The sequence below is a fragment of the Alteromonas sp. KUL49 genome (genome assembly GCF_006538345.1).
GTDB lineage: Bacteria > Pseudomonadota > Gammaproteobacteria > Enterobacterales > Alteromonadaceae > Alteromonas.
On record NZ_BJKL01000013.1, the window covers coordinates 43,442 to 63,871 of the forward strand.

The following is a 20,430-nucleotide window of genomic DNA, read 5'->3' on the forward strand; positions in this document are numbered from 1 at the left end:
GTGAAAATCTCTAGTCTTCACTACTCTCGGGCTTGGGGGCTACTTTTTTAGCGCTGGAAGCTTGCGTAGTCGTAGATTTAGTTTTTGTCGCAGCTGAAGTAGTAGATTTAGTCGTTGAAGCTCGCTTTCGAGTAGCAGGCTTCTTCTCTACTGCTGCACTTGAACCAGCCGCTGCACTCGCTTTTGTCGTTGTGCGTTTCCTACGCGTGACGGGAGTGGCTTTCGATTCTTCTTTCGATTGCTTAGCTGTGACCTTTTGCGCTGCGCGCTTTGCTGCTAGTAGCGCTACTTGCTCTATCAATGCATCGACTTTACTCGACAATACGTCTAGCTCTTGAGTGCGCTTTTCAGCTGCTCTTTGGCATGGCAGAAACGAAAAGCTAGGCACATTAGGGGCGATGTCTTTAGCTAAACTAAAAAAAGACGTGGATTGACGAGATTGTCTTAATTTCTCATCAATTTTTTCACCGCGTGCTTGAAGTTCTTCAAAGGTTTCTTTTGATTGGTTCAAAAATTCGCTAACGCTAGTCATCGCGTCTTCAACTTGAGAAAAGATCAGTCCAACACCGGCCGACAACCAGCTGCTTGATGATGGTGAATATTTAGCTTCTGACATAGGTAACCTCTTTTTGAAAAGTCATAGTGAAGTGGCCACTGGCCGCTTCACTATTCAATGACAGTAATACTTTGATTACTTGTCTTGCGCGAGTTTCGCAACGGCTTCTGTTAGTGCATCGATCTTTGCTGACAGTGCGTCGATGCGCTCGTCTGCGGACTCTGCACTACCGTCTAAACCCAGCTTTTTGCGAACGTCAGCAACTTTAGCTTCAACATCTGAAGTTGTTGCTTTGAATTTGTCTTTAGCGTCGCCTTCCAAGCTTTCGCCTTTGCTAACTAGCTCTTCGAAAACTTTTGTCGCTTCTTCACTAAGCTTGTCGTAACGACCTTGTGCTTCTTCTACGCTTTTTCCGTAAGCGCCCAAGCCAGCTAGCCAGATTTTACGCGCAAACTCTTCTGCTTCGTTGATTTTACCTTTGATGGTCTCAGTAGTTGACATGTTGAGCTCCTATAGATGTTTAGTTCATTGTCAGAATAGGCCTTTAAATTAGAAATCGCATACTAAAAAGCCCCCACTATCAAAAATAGTGAGGGCTTTTCTATAAATTTCGCGATATCGCTTTAACGTTACTCAGTAATACCCGCTAGCTGAAGCACAAATGCATACTCGAGTGCGGTAGATTCAAAACGCTTAAAACGACCTGACGCACCGCCGTGACCTGCTTCCATATTCGTTTGGAATAAGAGTAAGTTGTCATCGGTTTTATACTCGCGGAGTTTAGCTACCCACTTCATTGGCTCAAAGTATTGTACTTGTGAGTCATGCAGGCCTGTAGTTACCAACATATGCGGATAATCTTGTGCAACAACTTGATCGTATGGCGAGTAAGACAACATATAAGCATACTCGTCAGCATTTTCAGGGTTACCCCACTCACTATATTCTCCAGTGGTAAGGGGAATACTGGCGTCACTCATGGTAGTTACCACATCAACGAAAGGCACGTGAGCACTGATTGCAGTATAGAGTGAGGGCTCCATGTTAGCGATAGCACCCATTAACAAACCACCTGCGCTTCCGCCCATGGCAAATACTCGATCTTTGTCAGCGTAGTTTTGCGCGATAAGACCTTTAGTCACATCAATATAATCAGTGAATGTATTGATTTTCTGACCCATCTTACCGGTCTCGTACCATTCACGGCCCATCATTTGCCCGCCGCGAATATGGGCGATAGCAACAACAAAACCGCGATCCAGCAACGACACCCAACTGCTTCTAAAGGTGGGTTCAATAGTTGCACCATAAGAACCGTACGCATATTGGTACAAGGGATTAGTACCGTCTTTTTTGAATGTAGACTTCTTGTAAACCAAAGAAACAGGAACAGACACACCATCTCGGGCTTCAATCATGACACGTTCCGATGCGTACATCCCCGCATCAAAGTCATCAGAAACCTTATTTTGCTTTTTCAGCGTAAACTCGAGGGTATTAAGGTCTACGTCATAAATACTTGGTGGTGTAGTCAATGAACTGTAGTAGAGACGCACGTGGTCGGCATCTGCTTGAGTATTTCCGGTAAAGTAAGCGCCAAACACAGGGTCCTCTGTAGGAATAGTAACGTGCTCGCCTGTAGTCAGGTTATGCGATACCAAGCGCAGCATACCGTTTACTTTCTCTTTTACGACTAGGTGATTACCCATCACTGTCATGTCTTGAATAAAAACGTCAGGGTTATGTGAAACCACATCAACCCAAGCACTGGTGTCTTGAGTGTTTTCACCGCTAACTTTTACAATACGGAAGTTCTTTGCATCTAAGTTAGTACGCACGTAGTAGTCATCACCTAACTTGGCAACGTCATATTCATGCCCATCTTGGATAGGCAAAAACGTTTTAGTGGGTGCAGTAGGGTTATCTGCATCAATCACCGTTACTCCACTTTTATCGGTGTGGCTGTGATAAATATAGATATCACTTCTATCTTTGCTCTCTCCAAGATAGGTATAGAAGGTGGTGTCCGTTTCTTCATAAATTAGAACGTCGTCAGACTGTGTTGTACCCAAAGTATGACGGTAAACTTGGAAGCCCAACAAAGTTTGTAGGTCTTTCTTTATGTAGAAAAGAGATTGGTTGTCGTTACCCCAAAACACTTGGCCAGATGTAGTTTCAAGCACATCATCGTACATCTCACCAGTGTCAATGTTTTGTACGTAAATGGTGTAGATACGGCGACTCAGCGTGTCTTGTGCGTACGCCATAAGCTTGTTGTTCTTGCTAACAGCAATACCGCCAATTGAGAAATAATCATGACCTTCAGCCATTACATTCACATCAAGGAGCACTTCATCTTCTGCATCAAGTGAAGGCTTACGAATGTAAACGGGATATTCTTTGTCGCCAGAGTAGTTTGCGTTGTACCAGTAGCCGTTTTCAAAGTACGGTACTGTTGAATCGTCTTTCTCAATTCTCGCTACAAGCTCTTCGAAAAGTGCTTCACGACGCTCTTTAAGCGGTGCTAACACCGTTTCTACGTAAGTATTTTCGCTTTCTAAATGCCCAAGAATTTCTTCGTCGGTGCGTGAGTCATCTCGCATCCAATAATAGTTATCTACACGGGTATCACCGTGTGCAGTCATTTCGTAAGGGACTTTTTTCGCTACTGGGGCAACCGCAGTAGTATTAAGTACAGGAAGTGCTACGGAAGGTTCTTCCACCGCTGATACCTCTGATTCTGTCTTTTCGGGGGTACATGCCGCTAGGAACATGACGCCAGCTAGGGCTGTCCATGTAGTTTTCATTGATATTCCTTGTTGTAATTGAATTGGAACACAACCGAGTATACTCAGAAATTCATTTAGTGTTACAAGATATAGACCCCTTGTAACAATCAGTAACAAAAAACCCCAGCGTTCGCTGGGGTTTTAGAAATAGTGGTGAATGACGATGACTTTTATATCAATCGACAATATCATTCGGCATGTTGTCTCGCACTTGCTGCCATACTTTACCACTTTCGATACCATAGTTACGTACGATTAGCGGCACCGCGTCGTAATTGCCATCTTGCGCAGCAGAAAGCAACTCTTCGTAATACGCTAGAGCAACATCTCTCGCTGCTTTATGAGAGAAGAAATATCCACCAATGCGAGAGTAAAGACCTCTAAAACCATTCATCATTAGCACAAACACATTATTGTTCGAGGCAAGCGCTAGGTCGTGACTCAACTGGTAATCAAATTGTGCGAAGGCTAAACCGTCTTCTTCAACTGTTTTATAGCGAGCGATGATGTCGGCTGATGCTTGTGGGTTATGTCTGATGGCGCCGCGAATAAAAACCGCACTTAGATTGGTTCTTGCAGCTAATAGATTATCGACGAGCTCAGGGATACCCTCTTGGTCTAATCTGGCGAGGGTTTCAAGAATGTTAAGGCCGCAGGTTTCCCAAAAGTTATTCACCTTTGTAGGTTTGCCATGTTGGATAGTCAGCCAGCCGTCTCGGGCCAGTCGTTGAAGCACTTCTCTTAAGGTAGTACGGGTAACACCAATGAGCTCAGACAACTCACGCTCTGCAGGCAAAATTGTGCCTGGAGGAAAACGTCCACTCCAAATCGATTCAACAATATATTCTTCGGCGAACCCTGCTGGGCTCTGAGCCTTGTAAATCATACTTTCTCGCCTGCACATATTTTTATTGTTCAACTGATTGTACCAGATGCATCAGCTAGCACAATCAAAACTATCCTTCATCGACAAATGATACTGAACACATCAGATGAGATAGTAGCAGGGCACAGTTTACGCAGGTTCAGCGTCGTTTCCAACGTGTAATTCGTCACCAATGTACATCAGCAGCACTGGCTCTGAAATTCAAGTGGGGTTAATCATTTTCTCAGGTAATGAGGGAGCACCCTTCCGCTCGGATACCAGTGCATATGACAACTTTTCAATAACGTTTAATACCATAGAAGCTTCAGCTCCTATGAGCGTAAGCCTTGTGTGCTTAAGTCTCGTTGGAATCGACCTTTTACGTCGACGCAAAGAAAGTCCCTAGAAAATATCTAGTAGATTAGTCGCATGTTTCCCAAGCTAACAAAGTGTGGTTTCGCTACTCAGCACCGCCAGGCTTTGTTAGTTGTCTAAATACAGCAGAATTCACTACACTCTTCAATGATTTCCACTTGATACTTTTTCCAGAAAAATCAGCAAATAACCACAAAAAAAGCAGGTGAAATGGATAAAAATAACGCATTGCTATGTTCGGTATTACATTAGTCAATAAAACAAGCCATAACACGTGTTAAAACCCTCATTGAGAGCGGTGAATTCCTTCCTCAACACACCAAATTCGTGTACATTTGATGTCGGACTATAAAGACAGCAGCAAATTTACATTGATATCGATAGCCTGGCGTCGAACAAAGCTAAATTATGTGTGCAATAACCGAAGATAAAGTTCGCTTCCAAGCGACCTTGTTGCAAAAAGGAATAGGAACCCATGCAAACCTCGATGATCGGAGCGGTCTATAAGAACTTTCTGGGACATGCGCCCGATTGGTACAAAAAGACCATCATTGCTTTTCTACTCATCAATCCCCTCTTATTTCAAGTAGACCCTTACATTGCAGGCTGGACACTTGTTATTCAATTTATCTTCACGTTAGCGATGGCGCTAAAGTGCTATCCACTTCAGCCAGGCGGTTTGTTGCTCATTGAGGCAATGTTTATTGGCATGACCACACCAGGTCACATGATGCATGAGATTGAAGTTAACCTCGAAGTGGTGCTACTTCTTGTATTTATGGTCGCAGGTATATTCTTCATGAAAGACCTATTGATGTATCTTTTCACTAAACTAGTGATAAAGGTACAGAACAAGTTGGTCTTGTCACTCTCGTTTATTTTTGCCTCCGCGTTCTTATCAGCCTTCCTCGACGCCCTCACCGTTGTTGCGGTAATCATTAGTGTAGGCCTTGGGTTTTACTCGATTTATCACAAAGTAGCCTCTGGTAAGGAATTCCATTCAGACCATGACCATACTAGCGACACAGCAGTAGAAGATCGTCAAAGTGACCTTGAAAATTTCAGAGCATTTCTAAGAAACCTGATGATGCACTCCGCTGTAGGTACCGCTCTTGGTGGTGTAATGACAATGGTGGGAGAACCACAAAACCTAATTATTGCTGATAAAGCAGGGTGGAGCTTCGTAGAATTCTTTATCCGTATGGCGCCAGTGACACTACCAGTGTTCGTTTTCGGCTTAATGACCACAGTCGTGTTAGAAAAAGCCAAACTCTTTAGCTACGGTGCCCAACTACCTGAAACCGTAAGAAACATCCTAGAAGACTACAACAACCACATGGATAAAGGCCGTAGTAAGCGCGACACAGCAAAACTTCTAGTGCAGGCACTCATTGGTGTGTGGCTAGTAGTTGGTCTTGCTACACACATGGCATCGGTTGGACTTATCGGTTTGTCTGTTATTGTATTAGCAACATCGACCAGTGGCGTTATCGAAGAACATGCCATCGGTAAAGCCTTTGAAGAGGCACTTCCCTTCACTGCGCTTCTGTGTGTATTTTTTGGTGTGGTAGCTGTAATTATCGACCAAGGCTTGTTCCAACCAGTTATTCACTGGGTGCTTTCTTTCGAAGGCGAGACGCAAATGGTGATGTTCTATTTGGCCAATGGTGTACTCTCTATGGTGAGCGATAATGTGTTTGTAGGTTCAGTTTATATCACTGAAGTGACATCAGCCTTAGAGGCAGGTCAAATTACTCGTGACCAATATGACATGCTAGCAGTGGCTATTAACACAGGTACTAATCTACCTAGTGTTGCAACGCCAAACGGTCAAGCAGCCTTCTTGTTCCTGCTTACGTCTGCCATTGCACCACTACTGCGTTTGTCATACGGCCGTATGGTGTACATGGCCTTGCCTTATACAGTAGTACTAACCATCGTGGGTTTGGCGGCAACGTATCTTGTACTTGGTGATGCAACGCAGATGCTTTATGACATGCACTTGATTGAACACCACTCTGCAGCTGAAGCTGCCAGTGGTAGTGCAAGTCACTAAGGCAGTTTGTTGATGAGTAATGTAGTCACTCGCATTAGCACATGGGCAGAGCACAAATCTTCTTGGTTTGTGCTTTTTGCCACCGCATTAGGGTTGGAAATAGCAGCACTTTACTTTCAATACGGGCTTGGCCTAAAACCCTGTATTATGTGTATTTATCAGCGTACTGCTATGTATGGGGTGGTTGCTGCTGGAGCTATTGTCCTTATTAAAAATAACAGCTTTACAAGATTGATAGGCTTTGCGGGCTGGGCAGTCTCATCGGGCTGGGGATTCATCATTGCGCGAGAGCACGTTGATATTCTCACTGCCGCTAATCCATTTTTTGCAACCTGCGAATTTGTTCCTAACTTTCCCTCTTGGTTCGCAATACACGAATGGCTTCCAGCGGTATTTGCCGCTGAAGGCGACTGTTTAGAAGACTCGTGGAAATTCCTCGATATGGGTATGGCACAATGGATGTACTACATTTTTGCAGCGTATTTTGCGGTATTTGTCGTGGTATTTATTTGCCGTTTACTCGATAAGAAACCCTTTTGATAGACTTATCCACGCTTCCGTCCCGTCTTCCTCCTATACAGACCACCGAAGGGCCTGTAACGGTCCAGCGCATCGCGCTCAAGCACCTTGATGCGCTATGTGAGGCTGGACAACAGTCTTCACACCATGTGAAGCCTTGGCTTGGCGCTGGCCTTTGCCCAGTGACGCCAGCAGCGACAAAACAATGTATCCAAGCACTCGAACAAGCGAGAGAGTCAGGCTACGGGCTGACTTATCTTTTAATACATAACGACCGCTGTTTGGGGATGGGGATCATCAACTACATACATCCAGTGCACCGATGTGCAAATTTGGGTTATTGGTTGCGTCCTGATGCCTGTGGCAAAGGGTTGGCAAGTGCAATATGTGAAACATTAAAGAAGCTCGCGTTTGACCAAATGGGCCTACATCGACTTGAGTGCTTTATCGAACCCAACAACAAAGCGAGCTTAAGGGTTACAGAGCGTATCGGTGGAGTTAAGGAAGGCTATTGTAAAAAGCGCATCTTTGGAAGAGACGCGCTTTTGTACAGTATTGTTAGCAAGTAGAGGCTAATGCCCTCTGCCTAATCTAGATCTTCTAGCGGCCAAACTGCAATGTAATCTTCAAATTTGTCGATATCTACATCGCAATCAAACACTGTCTTACCTCTAACCGACATACCTTGCTGATGCATCTTCGTTTTTTTACCTTTGTTGAGCAATGGATGCCAGCTGGGAAGCCCCCTCCCCTCATATAATCGGCGATAACTACAACTCGGTGGCATGAAGAAAATGTCTTTTAAGTTGTCTTTAGTAAGTTTTACACACTCGGGAACAAGTTTTGTGCGTTCGCTATACTTAGTGCACTGACATGTTTTAGTGTTAAGCAACGAGCATACGATATTGGTGTAATGAATATTTTCATCTGGTGCCAAGTGATCTGTGAAGGTTTGCTCTTCCACGTTTTCATCATCAATAAATTTGTGTAAGCAGCATTTCGCACAACCATCACAAATTCCTTCCCACTCAGACTCTGTCATTTTGTCTAGGGTTTTGGTTTCCCAGTACGCATCTGTCATTCTTTAATCACCGAAGTCGAAAGAGTCATAAAATCCACAAGGCTAGCGTCAATATGATCACCTACACATAAGGGGCCCACTCCCTTAGGCGTGCCCGTGAGGACAACATCCCCAGGAAGCAAAGTAAATGCTCGTGACATTACACAAAGCATATCAACAATATTCGTCAGCATTAATGCAGTATGGCCTGTTTGGCGTCGTTCGCCATTTATGTCCAACCAAAAGTGTAAATCTTGAAGGTCAGAAAATTGCTCAATAGGTACAAAATTCGACACTGGACAACTATCGTCGAAAGCCTTGGCACGTTCCCAAGGTTGACCTTTTTCTTTAAGCGATTGTTGTACATCTCTCAGTGTTAAATCGAGTCCTAGCCCTACCCCCCAAATTGCTGCTAATACATCATTTGAAGACGCATTAGTTAGCTTGCTTTTGAGTAATAGCGCGATCTCTAGCTCGTTATGACACTCACCTTGATGTTGAGGGATGGGAAACGGCGAAGAAAAATCACAGAACGCCGTTTTTGGTTTCATGAACAATAGAGGGCTGGTGGGTACAGCATTGCCCAATTCATTGATATGGTCCATGTAATTACGACCAATACAAACCGCCTTGCCAACCTCTAAATCTATGACGTTGCCAGATATATCTTTGTGAAGATAGGTCATATCAAAACCCCTTTTTTATTCTGTCTGACAAGTATCCCACCGATACACCGAAATACTGTGAACGATTCCATTTCATTAATGTATGAAAATTCTGATACACAAGATAAATACGCCCCTTGTCACCATCAGGCATGATCAAGGATGCATTGATATCGTTAGTCGGTAGTGGTGCGCCGTTGTAACGAGTAACCCCTTGTGCATGCCAATGCGCTAGGGGTTTAAACAATGTACTAGAGAGCCCAAATGCCTCGACAGATTGAGTGAGTTTGACTTGACGCCCCCAAGTAATGTCGTCGCTCCAGCCCTCTGACGACAAATAATTAGCAATAGATGCAAATACGTCAGCAGGTGTTCCCCAGATATCCTTTTTACCGTCCCCATTATAATCAACGGCATACTGAAGAAAGGATACTGGCATAAACTGACTCTGTCCCATAGCACCAGCCCATGATCCTTTGAACGTATCAACGCTCGCATGGCCTTCAGACAATATGGTTAATGCGGCAAAAAAATTACGTTTAAACAGTGTTTCGCGACGCCCTTCATAGGCTAATGACGCCAGTGCCGATAGTACATCATAGTTCCCTTGAATACGGCCGAAATTAGATTCATTGCCCCACAGTGCGACAATAAAGCGCGGTTGCACTCCATACTTAGCACCGATTTCATCTAGCAATACTTTGTGCTCATTGAGCTTTTCTACCGCTTGCTGCACCTTCCAGTCAGGTACTCGACTAGCTAAATAAGAATCTAGTGTAATTTTTCGTTCAGGTTGATTTCTATCTGAGCGGATAACAGTAGCTCTAAACTCGATATTCTCGAGAGTGCGCTCTATAAAGCTAGCGTCGAAACCTTGTTCAACAGCTTCCGCTTTCAATTTTGCGACGTACTGTGAAAACCCTTCTTCTGTTTTTTCCTCACCTGCGGCATCAGGTAAGAAAAACAAGCCAGAAAGAAATGCGAGGGCGGTAAACCACTTAGTCATAGCTTGATTTCTTTGTCTGCTCGAGGAGGAAGGCCTTTGCTGACCCGGTGCTCTAAAAGAAGGTCATCTTCTTTGGGAGGCATCTGCAAATAAAAACCAGGCTCTTCCAATGCCGCAACGAGTTTCTCTTTACTTACACCCGCCAGTGATTCTCGTTTTTCCAATGCAATAAGAGTCACCAATTCTGGCGTACCAAACTGCTTCATAAGCGCTTCGGGCACTGAATCAAACTGGTCTTTTTTAGGAAGATAAAGATACATTCCTGCTTTTTTTCGCGTTTTGTATACTGCACAAATCATACTGATTCTCTCGATTCTATAACTGGGAACGGGCCCAAAATTCGCTCCACCTCATTCACGAAAAGTGGCGCTCTCCAACCGACTAATACGTCAGGCATCAATCTTTGAACACGGCACTCGTCCCACTGGAACCAATACCACTTTAACAATTGATTTAGTTGCTTTTTAGAGGCTATCACTTCAAGGCTTACATCCTGTTGTTGAGCGATATTCGTCGCAACGTCCTTAAGTGCCGCTAAGATTTTTTTGTAATTGGGCACATCAATAAGGCGTCTTACCTGAGGTAGCCGCAAGTGGGCTGGTGTTGCCTCGAAGCGTTGTCGCCCCTCTTCAACCAGAGTCACAATGGTGTCACCGTATCGGCGCATGGTTTGTGGAGGTATACCATGAACTCGCGATAACCCAGACTTACTAGAAGGTAACCTGATTGCTACATCAAACAAGTGGGATTCTTTAAACACAAAGTTAAGGGCAAGATCTTTTTCTCTCGCTTTCGCCAGACGCCATCCAGCCAAGGCTTGTAACACAGTGAGTTGCTCACTGGACAAACGCCAGTTATTTTTAATCTGTAGGAAAGCGAAGTCTTCTGGCATCTTTGCTCGCTTTTTATCTGCCAGTAGCGCAATTTCTTGGTAAACCCAATCGAGCTTACCTTTCTCTCGAATACGTTGATTTAAAATGTCGTAACAAGGAAGAAGATAAAGCACATCATTTGCAGCATATTCCAATTGCGCCTCACGCAATGGGCGTGCGAGCCAGTCTGTTCGTGACTCGCCTTTATCCAGTGTCTTGTCACAGAGTGTCTCTACCAACTTGGCATAACCTAACGTAGGCCCCATGCCAAGTACGCTAGCGGCAAATTGCGTATCAAACACGGGCGTTGGTACGGTATCAAATGCACTTAAAAAGGTCTCCAAATCCTCTGAACAAGCATGCAGTACCTTGATAACATTAGGGTTTTCAAGCAAATTTATGAACGGCATTACATTGGTAATGCTGAGGGGGTCGATGAGGACGAGTTGCTCGCCATCGTACAGTTGTATTAAGCCTAAATGCGGTGACAACGTGCGCGTGCGCACGAACTCGGTATCGAGAGCAATGGCATTTTTTCCGCTTGCTGTTTTACACACATTCGCAAGCTGATCGTTAGTGGTTACCAGTTGATATTGCATAATAATTAAAAAGCCGGCGTAATGCCGGCTTTGCTAAGATCCTTGTACGTGTTACACGTTAATCTCGAAGCTCCCGACGTAGAATCTTTCCTACATTGGTTTTTGGTAAATCATTTTTAAACACAACGTGCTTGGGCACTTTGTACCCCGTCAAATGATTTCTACAGTGAGCAATGACATCTTTCTCTGATAGATCATCACGCTGAGATACAACGAAGAGTTTAACGACTTCGCCGCTGACTTCATGGGGAACCCCAATGGCCGCTGCTTCTACAACGTCGTCATGCATCGCAGCAACTTCTTCAATTTCATTTGGGAAAACATTAAACCCAGAAACTAGGATCATATCCTTTTTACGGTCAACAATATAGAAATAACCTTCATCATCGACAGTAGCAATGTCGCCAGTAGCCAACCAGCCGTCTTTGAGGATTTCAGCGGTAGCTTCAGGGCGATTGAGATACCCTTTCATTACTTGTGGCCCTTTAACCCACAGCTCTCCGGGTTCACCGTCTGGCACTGGGTTGCCGTCTTCGTCTAATAACTTAATATCAGTAGAGGGTACCGGCATGCCAATAGAGCCTTTATAGGCTTTTATCTGAGGAGGGTTAACCGAAACTACAGGCGAACATTCAGTTAGACCATACCCTTCGAGTAGCACCGTACCTGTTATACTTTCCCATTTTTCTGCCACTGGACGTTGTACAGCCATACCTCCACCAAGTCCAAACTTGAAGTTAGTGAAATCGAGTTCGCTGAACCCCGGTGTATTGATCAAACCATTAAATAAGGTATTTACACCCGGTAGAATGGTGAACGGATACTTACTAAGTTCACTCACAAAACCAGGCATATCTCTTGGGTTGGTTATAAGTAGGTTTCTACAACCGTACTTAACAAACACCAAGCAATTCGCCACTAGTGCAAAGATATGATAAAGCGGCAGCGCCGTTACCACCAAGTCTTTCCCTTCATCAATAACGGTTTCAAGAATTCCAGCAACCTGCTCTAGATTCGCCACCATGTTGCGATGAGTCAGCATGGCACCTTTTGAAACCCCAGTAGTTCCACCAGTGTATTGTAAAAACGCCAAATCACTATTGACGATTTCAGGACGGGTATAGGTTAAGGATTGACCTTCTTTCACTGCCTTAGTGAAGCGAATAGCCCCTTTGAGTTCATAAGTGGGTACCATTTTCTTCACATGCTTAACGACTGTGTTAACGATCCAGCGTTTTGGCGCAGGGAGCATGTCACCCAATGAGGTTAGAAATACATGCTTTAAGTTGGTATCTGCTCGAACTTCGTCTAAGGTGCAGGCAAAATTCTCAACAATCACAATCGCCTGTGCATCAGAGTCATTAAGTTGATGTTTCAACTCACGGGCCGTATATAACGGGTTAACATTCACAACCACCATGCCGGCACGCAAAATTCCGAACATAGCAACGGGATATTGAAGCAGGTTAGGCATCATGATTGCCACTGCATCACCTCGTTTCAAACCACTTGATTGAAGGTATGCTGCGAACTGGGCAGAGAGCGTATCAAGTTCGCTAAAAGTAATAGATTGCCCCATGTTGATAAAAGCAACGCTATCTTTGTGCTTCTCTACTGACTGTTCAAATATATCAACGATTGAAGCATAACGATCTGCGTCGATTTCAGGCGATACACGGGGGTCATAATGTTCGAGCCAGGTTTTATTCACAAAACCTCCTATACATATTCTTCGAAAAAAGCGCGCCTGATGATGCGCGCCTTCTCACAACTGGTCTGATTACTTGTGAATAGTATCTAATGTGTAAAAAAAATAAACTACGCGGTTTACATTTGGTCAACAAAACGGCGAATTGTAGCGCCTATATTTTGAGTATTTTCCATATGAATATGATGCCCGCCCGCAAACTGAACAAACTGCACATTTTTGAACCACGCTTTTCGTTGCTCATACACTTTATCTAATTGTTTAAAACTCGCATCAGCCCCAATCACTAAAACAGGACACTGTATATTTTTAACTATCGCCTCAGCTTGTAGTTCTGTCAGGCGAAGTGGCGACTTTGTTCTCAACCGTGAGTCACTTTGCCAATAAGACTCTCCCGCACCGTTTACGCCGATGCTTCGATTGATAATAGCACTTGCATCGGATTCACGCATATCTGTAACACGACATCTTGCGGTTACAGCAGCATCATGGTCAACCATCACAAACTTAGAGCGGTACTTTCCTTGGCGACTTAAAATAGACGATCGGATTTGCTCAACGGTAGCCGTTTCAGGTTGGGTAAGAGGCCCGCAAGAATCAATACTGACCAAGGCTTTCACATTTTCCGGGAATACGCTTGCGTAAATACTTGCAACAATTCCCCCTAAAGAGTGACCAACGAGAATAACATCACGCCATTCTTGTTGGGTAATGAGTTCATGGAGGTCTTGAACGTAATCCAGTTGATTGTAGTGAGCGCCATCAGCACGGTGTTGTGAGTGTCCGTGTCCCGCCATGTCTAGCGCAATAAATTGAAACCCCTCAAAAAAACTTTGTAGTGGGACTAAACTCGCTGCATTGTCTAGAAAACCATGTAACCCCAGCACCACTGGGCCGTCTTCACCACTGATTAGCCCAGTAAATACCTGACTGCCCAGTTGGAATTTTGCTTCTTTCATACTACCGACTCTTTGAGGGCAAAAACTTGCCGCCTCTATCGACACAACTGTTATTGATCGAAAAAAAAGCGGCATTAATTAGCCGCCTTTTTACGTTTTTACATAGAGCCACAAGCTCTATTAATGCTCAACCGACCTGTTTGTTGAACGGTTAGCGGAACTAGACACCCGTATCGCTGTTTGAGAACGAGTCGTCCTTGGTATATTTAGTCTCGGTGCGGGATTACGCAAATTAACTTTCACCGCTCTATGGTCAACATATCTGACTGGGCGCGGAACGTAATCATACGTCAACCACATACGTCCCCAGGGGTGATAGCGGAAGTGATAAGGGTAGAAGAAGGGTGAATACCAACCACCGTGATAATTTAAGTGTAATCCGCTTGGATGATAAGGTGAATCTTTTCGCCACATATGATAATCCTCAGCTTGGATTATTGGATAAGAGTATGGTTGCTCTCCAATCATCCCAGCGAGAGGAGCATCTAACGTTCCTAAAAACGTCACGCTTCGACCTTCCTCAAACAAAATGGGGTCAACAAACCCCTCTAACTCAGCCTTGAAGCGCCCAATAGTCTCAGCACGCTGAATCGGCTTGCCATAATTATTAAGTGGGAAGTGAACTAACTCTACATAGGTTTTATCTGGTTTGTTTTCTACACCGACAATCACTCCCCCCCAACGGGCTGGTTTTCCCATTGAAGTGGCACTTGTCGTTACCGCTTGAGTGTAACTCACCAGACCTTCTTCATTTTCGACTTTGATACTTTCGGGAACAATGGCACAGCCAGTGAAAAACAACACCGAAAGAATCGATAATATTTTGATATTCATACATAATCCCCTGTCGCTAGCGATGGAAAACACGTGACTCACTAGCAAATGATTAGTTGAGAAAGCATACAGTAACTACAGTCAGATTCTACACGTTTGAGTATAATTCGGAAGAAAAGTGCCGTCATTAAATATGAATAATATGTAGGATTTACACTTCTCAAGCATAAATGTCTACGCCGAACATGGCTTGAAGGTTCTCGCGCTCAGATTGTTTTTCAAAGTGTTGATATGAAGCGATGGCGTTTTGACTAAACGAGCTATATTCCTCTTTGACAAACCGCTGATAAGCTTGCGCGTTGTTCGCAGACTGCTCATCGGGCGCAATGACTACGCCCCCTCGACTGGGCGAACTATTGTCAGATGAGGGGCGATCACCAGCCTTCTCTACTCTGGTGCTTTTCCCAGATGTAGGGTCAGATAACGAGACCAGCCCTGTGGAGCGAATTTCCATTGACGTTAATCTACCAACACTTTTTGACGCAAAAAAGTGCTGTAGCAATAATCACGCCTGAGCGGTAGAAATAACGATTACTCTCTTCCGGGAAGCTTTTTCCACGTCACTTTGTCACGCAAATATACAGGCTCAATATCGATGGCTTTCGTTGCCTCTCCATTATCGTTAGCCACTAACGCAAGTGAGAGCATATGTTCGGCACTCGGATACAGCACGGATGTTTTGTCAATATTAGTAAGTGAACCAAGAGCCTCATAAGCGGCCCATCCCGTTCCTACCGTATCAAACTCAATACTGAGAGATTGGAGTAATTCAGCGGCGGTTTCAGGGGGACAAACTTGCTCTTCGACAACAAGTACCAAACCTTGGTTGGTATTTTCGTACACGGCAAAATAGACTTCGCCCATCCTCGCATCGATGGCACTTGCGACAAAACGAGCACTGGTAGCCGCAATCTGTTGCTGCGCCATTGCCGCGAGTGTACTTACGCCCACAACTGAATGCCCAGTGCCTAGGGCCAACCCTTGAATCATACCTGTGGCAATACGCACTCCCGTAAAACTCCCCGGCCCACGACCATAAGTCAGTAGATCAAGTGAAGCGAGTGTACGTCCGGATTCAGCCAATACTTCATCAACCATGGGTAGCAAACGCTGGCTATGTTGTTGTGGACAAATTTCAAAACGACTGAATACGGTGCCGTCTTCAGTTTTCAAAGCTACTGAGCAGGCTTCGGTGGCGGTATCTATGGCCAAAATATTCATAGTGTTACTCATTATCAATTGTCTCAAGGAAGGCTTCTACTTCATCTAAGCTTCGCGTTCTTCGCATGTCAGGCAAGCTACCCACAAATGACTGGGCGTAATGTTTGGTGACTAACCTGTTGTCACAAATTACTAAAACACCTTTATCTGATGGATCTCGAATTAATCGCCCCGCACCTTGTTTTAAAGTAATGACAGCCTGGGGAATTTGAATAATAGCGAAAGGATTAGCACCTCTTTTTTTCACGTCGTCCATCCGGGCTTGAAGCAAGGGGTCGTCTGGCGACGCAAAAGGGAGTTTATCTATCATCACACACACCAAATCACTGCCGCGAACGTCAACGCCCTCCCAAAAAGCGCCAGTCCCCATAAGCACAGCTTTTTCATCAGCTAGGTACGCATCCAATAATGCCTGTTTTGTGGTAGTACCCTGCACAAGCAATGGGTTGTCGATAGCATCTTCTAATTTAGCAGCGATTTCCCGCAGCATGGCATGGCTAGTGAACAACAAGAAACAACGCCCCCGACTCGCTTTAATTAACCGTTTAGCGGTGTCAAAAAGGGTCTTTTTCATACCTGGGCTATTGGGTTCAGGCAGGTATCGAGGCACGCAAAGCATAGCTTGCTGTTGGTAGTCAAAAGGGCTGTCCAAACCTAAGGTGGCTGCGTCTTCCAAACCCATTCGGCGTTGAAAATGCTCGAATCCCTCATTAACCATTAACGTCGCAGAAGTAAAAATCCATCCCCGAGGTGGTGAAGATACAAAACGTCTAAACTTTGCCGCTATAGATAAAGGAGTCAGGTGCATGATCAGATGACGGTTAGTCGTTTCGTACCAAAGACTGACGTTTTCTTGTTTATCATCGCTCAAGGCGTCGAGCTGTTCTCGAGCAGCCACGACTCGTTCGTACAAATTATCCAGATCTTTATCGCGAGACACATGCAGCTTGCAAACATCGTGAAGCACGCCAAGCGCTTCACTCAATCGACCAATTAAATCTCTTACATCATCTCGCTGGAGCGCTTCAGCCCAGTTACCTCGATGGGGCGTTTCTGGGAACAACAAGCGTAAGTCAGCAGCAATCATCTTGCATTTATCCGCTGCTTTATCCAATTGCCCAGCGTCTTTCAGTACGGTCCGCACGATTAGAGTGATATCTTTTGCGAGCTCACTAATCTGGCGAGTTGAAAGTGACTCTCCAAAGTAATCACTCGCGATATCGGGAATCTGATGAGCTTCATCGAAGATAATGGCATCAGCTTCAGGGATCAACTCACCGAATCCGGTGTCTTTGAGCGCCATGTCTGCAAAAAACAGATGATGGTTTACCACGATAATATCGGCATCAAGGGCTTTTCGGCGAGCTTGAACTAAATAACATTCCTCATAATCGGGACAGTCTCTACCCAAGCAATTGTCGACAGTTGATGTCACCAGTGGTAACACTTTGGCATCTTCGGGCAGTGTTTTTAACTCTCCCATGTCACCGGTTTTCGTCGTAGTAGACCAACGCCGCACTTCGGATAATTGCCCTAGCACTTCCTTTTCGACAAGGGTGGAGTTACCGCCATGTTGCCCCATCCGGTGCAAGCATAAATAGTTAGCACGCCCTTTTAACAATGCGGTTTTACGGCGACTTTTAAGCGCCTTTTTTACTATGGGTAAGTCCCTGTGAAACAGTTGTTCTTGAAGGTTTTTGGTTCCCGTTGAAACAATAGCTTTGCCTTCACTTAACAGCGCAGGCACTAGGTAAGCGAAGGTTTTACCTGTTCCCGTACCGGCCTCAACAATCAAACTGCTACTGTCATCGATTGCCTTCTTAACACCAATGGCCATATCTGTTTGCGCTTGGCGTGGAACAAATCCATTGATCGCCTTGGCAAGCAAACCATCAGAAGAAAAAACGTCGTTAATTGAAGGCATAAATTGAAACTTTATGTGCTCAGATGTTAAAGCGTCGCATTATGCCAAATAATCATGAGTAAGTGGCACAATTAAATAAGATTTCAGGTACAAACAGATACAATTGATAGAATATTTTTGAAAACGCAGCAATGAAATCACCCGCGCAGAATTAAGCACCTTTGGAGGGTAAAGCTTTACTCGCCTGTATAGCTTTCAACAGCTTTTAGTTTCTTTGCTTCATACATTCGCTCATCTGCGAGCGAGGCCCATCTTACAACATCTCCATTGACCTCAGATAAAGAGGAGAAACCAACACTTGCCCCAACGTTGTAACTTAATTGCTCAGATACTCGTTGAGTAATTTCACTAATCCTTTGCTTAAGTTGTTCAACAAATTCCTCAGAATATTCGCTAAAAATAACTGCAAACTCGTCACCACCTATCCTAAATGCACAATCACTTTGCCTACCAATCTGAGAAAGTTCTGATGCCATTAGCTTTATAAATTTGTCTCCGGCAGCGTGGCCAAATTTATCATTCAATGGCTTGAGGTTATCCAAGTCTAATACGGCAATGGTCATCTCTCCTTTGCCTTGGATAAGATAATCCTTGCTGACTTGCTTCATCGCCTCTTGGTAAGCATGTCTGTTACCTATGCCAGTTAAGCCATCAATGTTTGCTTTGGCTTCGACCTCTCTCAACTTGTTGTTGGTTTTGTGCAACTGAAGATAAGACGATAAAGCTAATGTAGCGACACTGATGACTTCTTCTGCAAGCACAAAATCTACATCTTTGTGATCATGCATTACCATGATGTGGCCCAATGGTTGATTATCGGCGCCTCTGTAGACTAATCCAGCATAGACTTTCGCTCCAATGTCATGCAGTGGTTGATATGTTGGAAAAGCGCTAATTACATCGTCGAACTGGATGAATTTGTTGGTATTCACCACCTGCTCACAGGGCGTTCCTAAAACACTAAATTCATAGTTATCCGTTCGCTTATTGGTGTCCCAAGAAGACAGCACTTCAACCCTATCTTTTGAAAGAAAACGAGTAACAGAGACCCACCTCCACCCCAAGCTTTCATAGATAGCTTCAACCGCTGCATCGAAAACATTGTCTGAGTGTTCTAGGGCATTTGACAGCATTTTCAGTGTCGAGTCTGCAATGGACGTTTCCATTCGTGCAGGAGAAATTATGTATGCAAAGCCGTCGTCCAAATCAACTTGTTTAATAAGCTTTTCGTCCTTCCAAAACGTCGTTGCTTCTGGACTAGCGTGAAGTTTTGCTTCTGCAACCACTGTTTGCTTAAAGCTATCACTATGATTATCAAATACTTTATTGCTATATACCCGTTTTCCTTCACTATCGAATACAACAATTGAGTCAACCAAACTATCAAACAACTTAAAACAACACTGCTGTGACAAAGGAATGTATTCACTGGGCATTTTGAAGTACTCCAAATTGCAGAAAAAGTTGTCTCGTTCAGTTAAGCGGATATAGGTGCAACAGACTTAAGAAATCTCCGATTCCGAAACCCTGCTGTGTGAGTAGCCACCGTTAGTATTATAGAAGGTTTGAAACAATAAGTGACGAAGAACTAGATTTAGCCTTCAAATGAGAAGAGTTGGTTAAATGGTCAACGCCAATAAGATGTATCAATCTAGTCCCAATACGTGTTGAACATCAACAGTACCCAGCCCTAATTGCTCGGCGGTAATGACATCTATGGAATCAAATTGAATTTTACAGCCAGCCTCGATCATATTTAACCAAGCCGCACGCAATGCGTCCGGACGCTCGCCCGTCCAGAAATATTCAGTCTGTTTAATATATTCCACCACGGACGCAGTGTGACCGTCGCGGTAGAGTTGTCGCGCAAAATCAAAGTCTGGACCAAAAGCGCCCAACAGTGCTGAGTCTACCCCCTCTATTGCACTACTCAGCTTTTCAATGGCTCGTTTGATGTCTCCTTGCCTGTATGCAATCCATGCTCGCGCAATTTCGACGTTGTGATTTTCAACACTAAATCCGTCATAAACCTCACCCGCAATCTTTTGTTCAATACTCATCTGGGCAGCATGTTCAAAGGCGAGACCAATTTTCTCTTGCGCTGTTTCAATCGGTTCAAACTGGGCACTGTATTTAATGTGTCGGCTTAGGTGAGTGAGTACTTGATAAGCGTTGTTATTGAGTGACACACTCATTTGATAATCGCGCTGTGTGTCATTTAACAATCGTCTATTTCGCGACTCAAAATACTCAAACCGCTGTTCGATGTATTGGTGATACTTTGGATCATCACAACCTTCTAGATACGCTGCATTCACACCGGAACCTGTAAACATACCAGTAGTAACAACAAACTTAACAAGTAGCAGCCTCACAATAATCACACCTTATATTTACATCACTCTTTTTACGCTCAAAGTCA

20 protein-coding genes are annotated in these 20,430 nt (G+C 44.3%); 3 read left to right on the forward strand and 17 right to left on the reverse strand.

The window, feature by feature from the left end; genetic code table 11:
- Nucleotides 1-10: 10 nt before the first annotated feature.
- The 4 genes from EYS00_RS18360 to fadR all read right to left on the reverse strand — a co-directional run bounded on the left by EYS00_RS18360 (nt 11) and on the right by fadR (nt 4,231).
- Complete coding sequence (locus EYS00_RS18360; RefSeq protein WP_130639274.1) at nt 11-616, reverse strand: hypothetical protein; 606 nt, start codon at nt 614-616, stop codon at nt 11-13.
- A gap of 75 nt (nt 617-691) precedes the next feature.
- Nucleotides 692-1,057 (reverse strand): phasin family protein, encoded by a 366-nt coding sequence (locus tag EYS00_RS18365; RefSeq protein WP_130639276.1) that lies wholly within the window; start codon nt 1,055-1,057, stop codon nt 692-694.
- A 128-nt stretch (nt 1,058-1,185) separates the two neighbouring features.
- Entirely contained in the window at nt 1,186-3,363 is a 2,178-nt protein-coding gene (locus EYS00_RS18370; RefSeq protein ID WP_130639278.1) for a S9 family peptidase, read from the reverse strand.
- A gap of 157 nt (nt 3,364-3,520) precedes the next feature.
- Nucleotides 3,521-4,231 carry a fatty acid metabolism transcriptional regulator FadR gene (fadR, locus tag EYS00_RS18375; RefSeq protein WP_130639280.1) on the reverse strand — a complete coding sequence of 237 codons (711 nt, stop codon included), beginning with the start codon at nt 4,229-4,231 and terminating at the stop codon, nt 3,521-3,523.
- Nucleotides 4,232-5,060: 829 nt separating this feature from the next.
- Here fadR and nhaB point away from each other — a divergent pair.
- The 3 genes from nhaB to EYS00_RS18390 are packed head-to-tail and all read left to right on the forward strand — an operon-like array spanning nt 5,061 to nt 7,729.
- A complete protein-coding gene (gene nhaB, locus EYS00_RS18380) occupies nt 5,061-6,641 on the forward strand; it encodes a sodium/proton antiporter NhaB (RefSeq protein WP_130639282.1) in 1,581 nt (526 codons plus the stop codon).
- A gap of 12 nt (nt 6,642-6,653) precedes the next feature.
- Entirely contained in the window at nt 6,654-7,181 is a 528-nt protein-coding gene (dsbB, locus tag EYS00_RS18385) for a disulfide bond formation protein DsbB (protein ID WP_130639284.1), read from the forward strand.
- Nucleotides 7,178-7,729, forward strand: a complete 552-nt coding sequence (locus EYS00_RS18390; RefSeq protein WP_130639286.1) for a GNAT family N-acetyltransferase — start codon at nt 7,178-7,180, stop codon at nt 7,727-7,729. The genes dsbB and EYS00_RS18390 overlap by 4 nt, the downstream gene beginning before the upstream one ends.
- Nucleotides 7,730-7,746: 17 nt before the next feature.
- On the opposite strand, the gene EYS00_RS18395 is transcribed toward EYS00_RS18390, so the two are convergent.
- From EYS00_RS18395 to EYS00_RS18455, 13 genes are all read right to left on the reverse strand, one after another.
- Nucleotides 7,747-8,241 (reverse strand): YcgN family cysteine cluster protein, encoded by a 495-nt coding sequence (locus EYS00_RS18395; RefSeq protein ID WP_130639288.1) that lies wholly within the window; start codon nt 8,239-8,241, stop codon nt 7,747-7,749.
- Nucleotides 8,238-8,906: a fumarylacetoacetate hydrolase family protein gene (locus EYS00_RS18400; RefSeq protein WP_130639290.1), complete on the reverse strand. Its 669-nt coding sequence runs from the start codon at nt 8,904-8,906 to the stop codon at nt 8,238-8,240. Before EYS00_RS18400 ends, EYS00_RS18395 begins: the two co-directional genes overlap by 4 nt.
- A gap of 1 nt (nt 8,907) precedes the next feature.
- Nucleotides 8,908-9,891, reverse strand: a complete 984-nt coding sequence (locus tag EYS00_RS18405; protein WP_130639292.1) for a lytic transglycosylase domain-containing protein — start codon at nt 9,889-9,891, stop codon at nt 8,908-8,910.
- Nucleotides 9,888-10,190, reverse strand: a complete 303-nt coding sequence (locus tag EYS00_RS18410; RefSeq protein ID WP_130639294.1) for a YcgL domain-containing protein — start codon at nt 10,188-10,190, stop codon at nt 9,888-9,890. The genes EYS00_RS18405 and EYS00_RS18410 overlap by 4 nt, the downstream gene beginning before the upstream one ends.
- Complete coding sequence (gene rnd / locus EYS00_RS18415; protein WP_130639296.1) at nt 10,187-11,362, reverse strand: ribonuclease D; 1,176 nt, start codon at nt 11,360-11,362, stop codon at nt 10,187-10,189. The genes EYS00_RS18410 and rnd overlap by 4 nt, the downstream gene beginning before the upstream one ends.
- Nucleotides 11,363-11,420: 58 nt before the next feature.
- On the reverse strand, nt 11,421-13,073 hold the full coding sequence (fadD, locus tag EYS00_RS18420; protein ID WP_130639298.1) for a long-chain-fatty-acid--CoA ligase FadD: 1,653 nt from the start codon (nt 13,071-13,073) through the stop codon (nt 11,421-11,423).
- Nucleotides 13,074-13,189: 116 nt separating this feature from the next.
- Nucleotides 13,190-14,029 carry an alpha/beta fold hydrolase gene (locus EYS00_RS18425; RefSeq protein WP_130639300.1) on the reverse strand — a complete coding sequence of 280 codons (840 nt, stop codon included), beginning with the start codon at nt 14,027-14,029 and terminating at the stop codon, nt 13,190-13,192.
- A 120-nt stretch (nt 14,030-14,149) separates the two neighbouring features.
- Nucleotides 14,150-14,863, reverse strand: a complete 714-nt coding sequence (locus EYS00_RS18430) for a Slp family lipoprotein (RefSeq protein ID WP_130639302.1) — start codon at nt 14,861-14,863, stop codon at nt 14,150-14,152.
- 160 nt (nt 14,864-15,023) lie between these two features.
- Complete coding sequence (locus EYS00_RS18435) at nt 15,024-15,365, reverse strand: hypothetical protein (protein ID WP_130639304.1); 342 nt, start codon at nt 15,363-15,365, stop codon at nt 15,024-15,026.
- A 29-nt stretch (nt 15,366-15,394) separates the two neighbouring features.
- The gene (gene tsaB, locus EYS00_RS18440) at nt 15,395-16,084 is read right to left on the reverse strand and encodes a tRNA (adenosine(37)-N6)-threonylcarbamoyltransferase complex dimerization subunit type 1 TsaB (RefSeq protein WP_130639306.1); all 690 of its coding nucleotides are present in this window, start codon (nt 16,082-16,084) and stop codon (nt 15,395-15,397) included.
- 4 nt (nt 16,085-16,088) lie between these two features.
- Nucleotides 16,089-18,008: an ATP-dependent DNA helicase gene (locus tag EYS00_RS18445; protein ID WP_130639308.1), complete on the reverse strand. Its 1,920-nt coding sequence runs from the start codon at nt 18,006-18,008 to the stop codon at nt 16,089-16,091.
- A gap of 176 nt (nt 18,009-18,184) precedes the next feature.
- Nucleotides 18,185-19,444 carry a GGDEF domain-containing protein gene (locus EYS00_RS18450; RefSeq protein WP_130639310.1) on the reverse strand — a complete coding sequence of 420 codons (1,260 nt, stop codon included), beginning with the start codon at nt 19,442-19,444 and terminating at the stop codon, nt 18,185-18,187.
- A 210-nt stretch (nt 19,445-19,654) separates the two neighbouring features.
- Nucleotides 19,655-20,383, reverse strand: a complete 729-nt coding sequence (locus tag EYS00_RS18455) for a hypothetical protein (protein ID WP_242618830.1) — start codon at nt 20,381-20,383, stop codon at nt 19,655-19,657.
- Between the last annotated feature and the right edge of the window lie 47 nt (nt 20,384-20,430).

Coding starts and splice junctions, on each gene's coding strand:
- EYS00_RS18360 (WP_130639274.1), bottom strand. CDS start 616: ATGTCAGAAGCTAAATATTCACCATCATCAAGCAGCTGGTTGTCGGCC.
- EYS00_RS18365 (WP_130639276.1), bottom strand. CDS start 1,057: ATGTCAACTACTGAGACCATCAAAGGTAAAATCAACGAAGCAGAAGAG.
- EYS00_RS18370 (WP_130639278.1), bottom strand. CDS start 3,363: ATGAAAACTACATGGACAGCCCTAGCTGGCGTCATGTTCCTAGCGGCA.
- fadR (WP_130639280.1), bottom strand. CDS start 4,231: ATGATTTACAAGGCTCAGAGCCCAGCAGGGTTCGCCGAAGAATATATT.
- nhaB (WP_130639282.1), top strand. CDS start 5,061: ATGCAAACCTCGATGATCGGAGCGGTCTATAAGAACTTTCTGGGACAT.
- dsbB (WP_130639284.1), top strand. CDS start 6,654: ATGAGTAATGTAGTCACTCGCATTAGCACATGGGCAGAGCACAAATCT.
- EYS00_RS18395 (WP_130639288.1), bottom strand. CDS start 8,241: ATGACAGATGCGTACTGGGAAACCAAAACCCTAGACAAAATGACAGAG.
- EYS00_RS18400 (WP_130639290.1), bottom strand. CDS start 8,906: ATGACCTATCTTCACAAAGATATATCTGGCAACGTCATAGATTTAGAG.
- EYS00_RS18405 (WP_130639292.1), bottom strand. CDS start 9,891: ATGACTAAGTGGTTTACCGCCCTCGCATTTCTTTCTGGCTTGTTTTTC.
- EYS00_RS18410 (WP_130639294.1), bottom strand. CDS start 10,190: ATGATTTGTGCAGTATACAAAACGCGAAAAAAAGCAGGAATGTATCTT.
- rnd (WP_130639296.1), bottom strand. CDS start 11,362: ATGCAATATCAACTGGTAACCACTAACGATCAGCTTGCGAATGTGTGT.
- EYS00_RS18425 (WP_130639300.1), bottom strand. CDS start 14,029: ATGAAAGAAGCAAAATTCCAACTGGGCAGTCAGGTATTTACTGGGCTA.
- EYS00_RS18430 (WP_130639302.1), bottom strand. CDS start 14,863: ATGAATATCAAAATATTATCGATTCTTTCGGTGTTGTTTTTCACTGGC.
- tsaB (WP_130639306.1), bottom strand. CDS start 16,084: ATGAATATTTTGGCCATAGATACCGCCACCGAAGCCTGCTCAGTAGCT.
- EYS00_RS18445 (WP_130639308.1), bottom strand. CDS start 18,008: ATGCCTTCAATTAACGACGTTTTTTCTTCTGATGGTTTGCTTGCCAAG.
- EYS00_RS18450 (WP_130639310.1), bottom strand. CDS start 19,444: ATGCCCAGTGAATACATTCCTTTGTCACAGCAGTGTTGTTTTAAGTTG.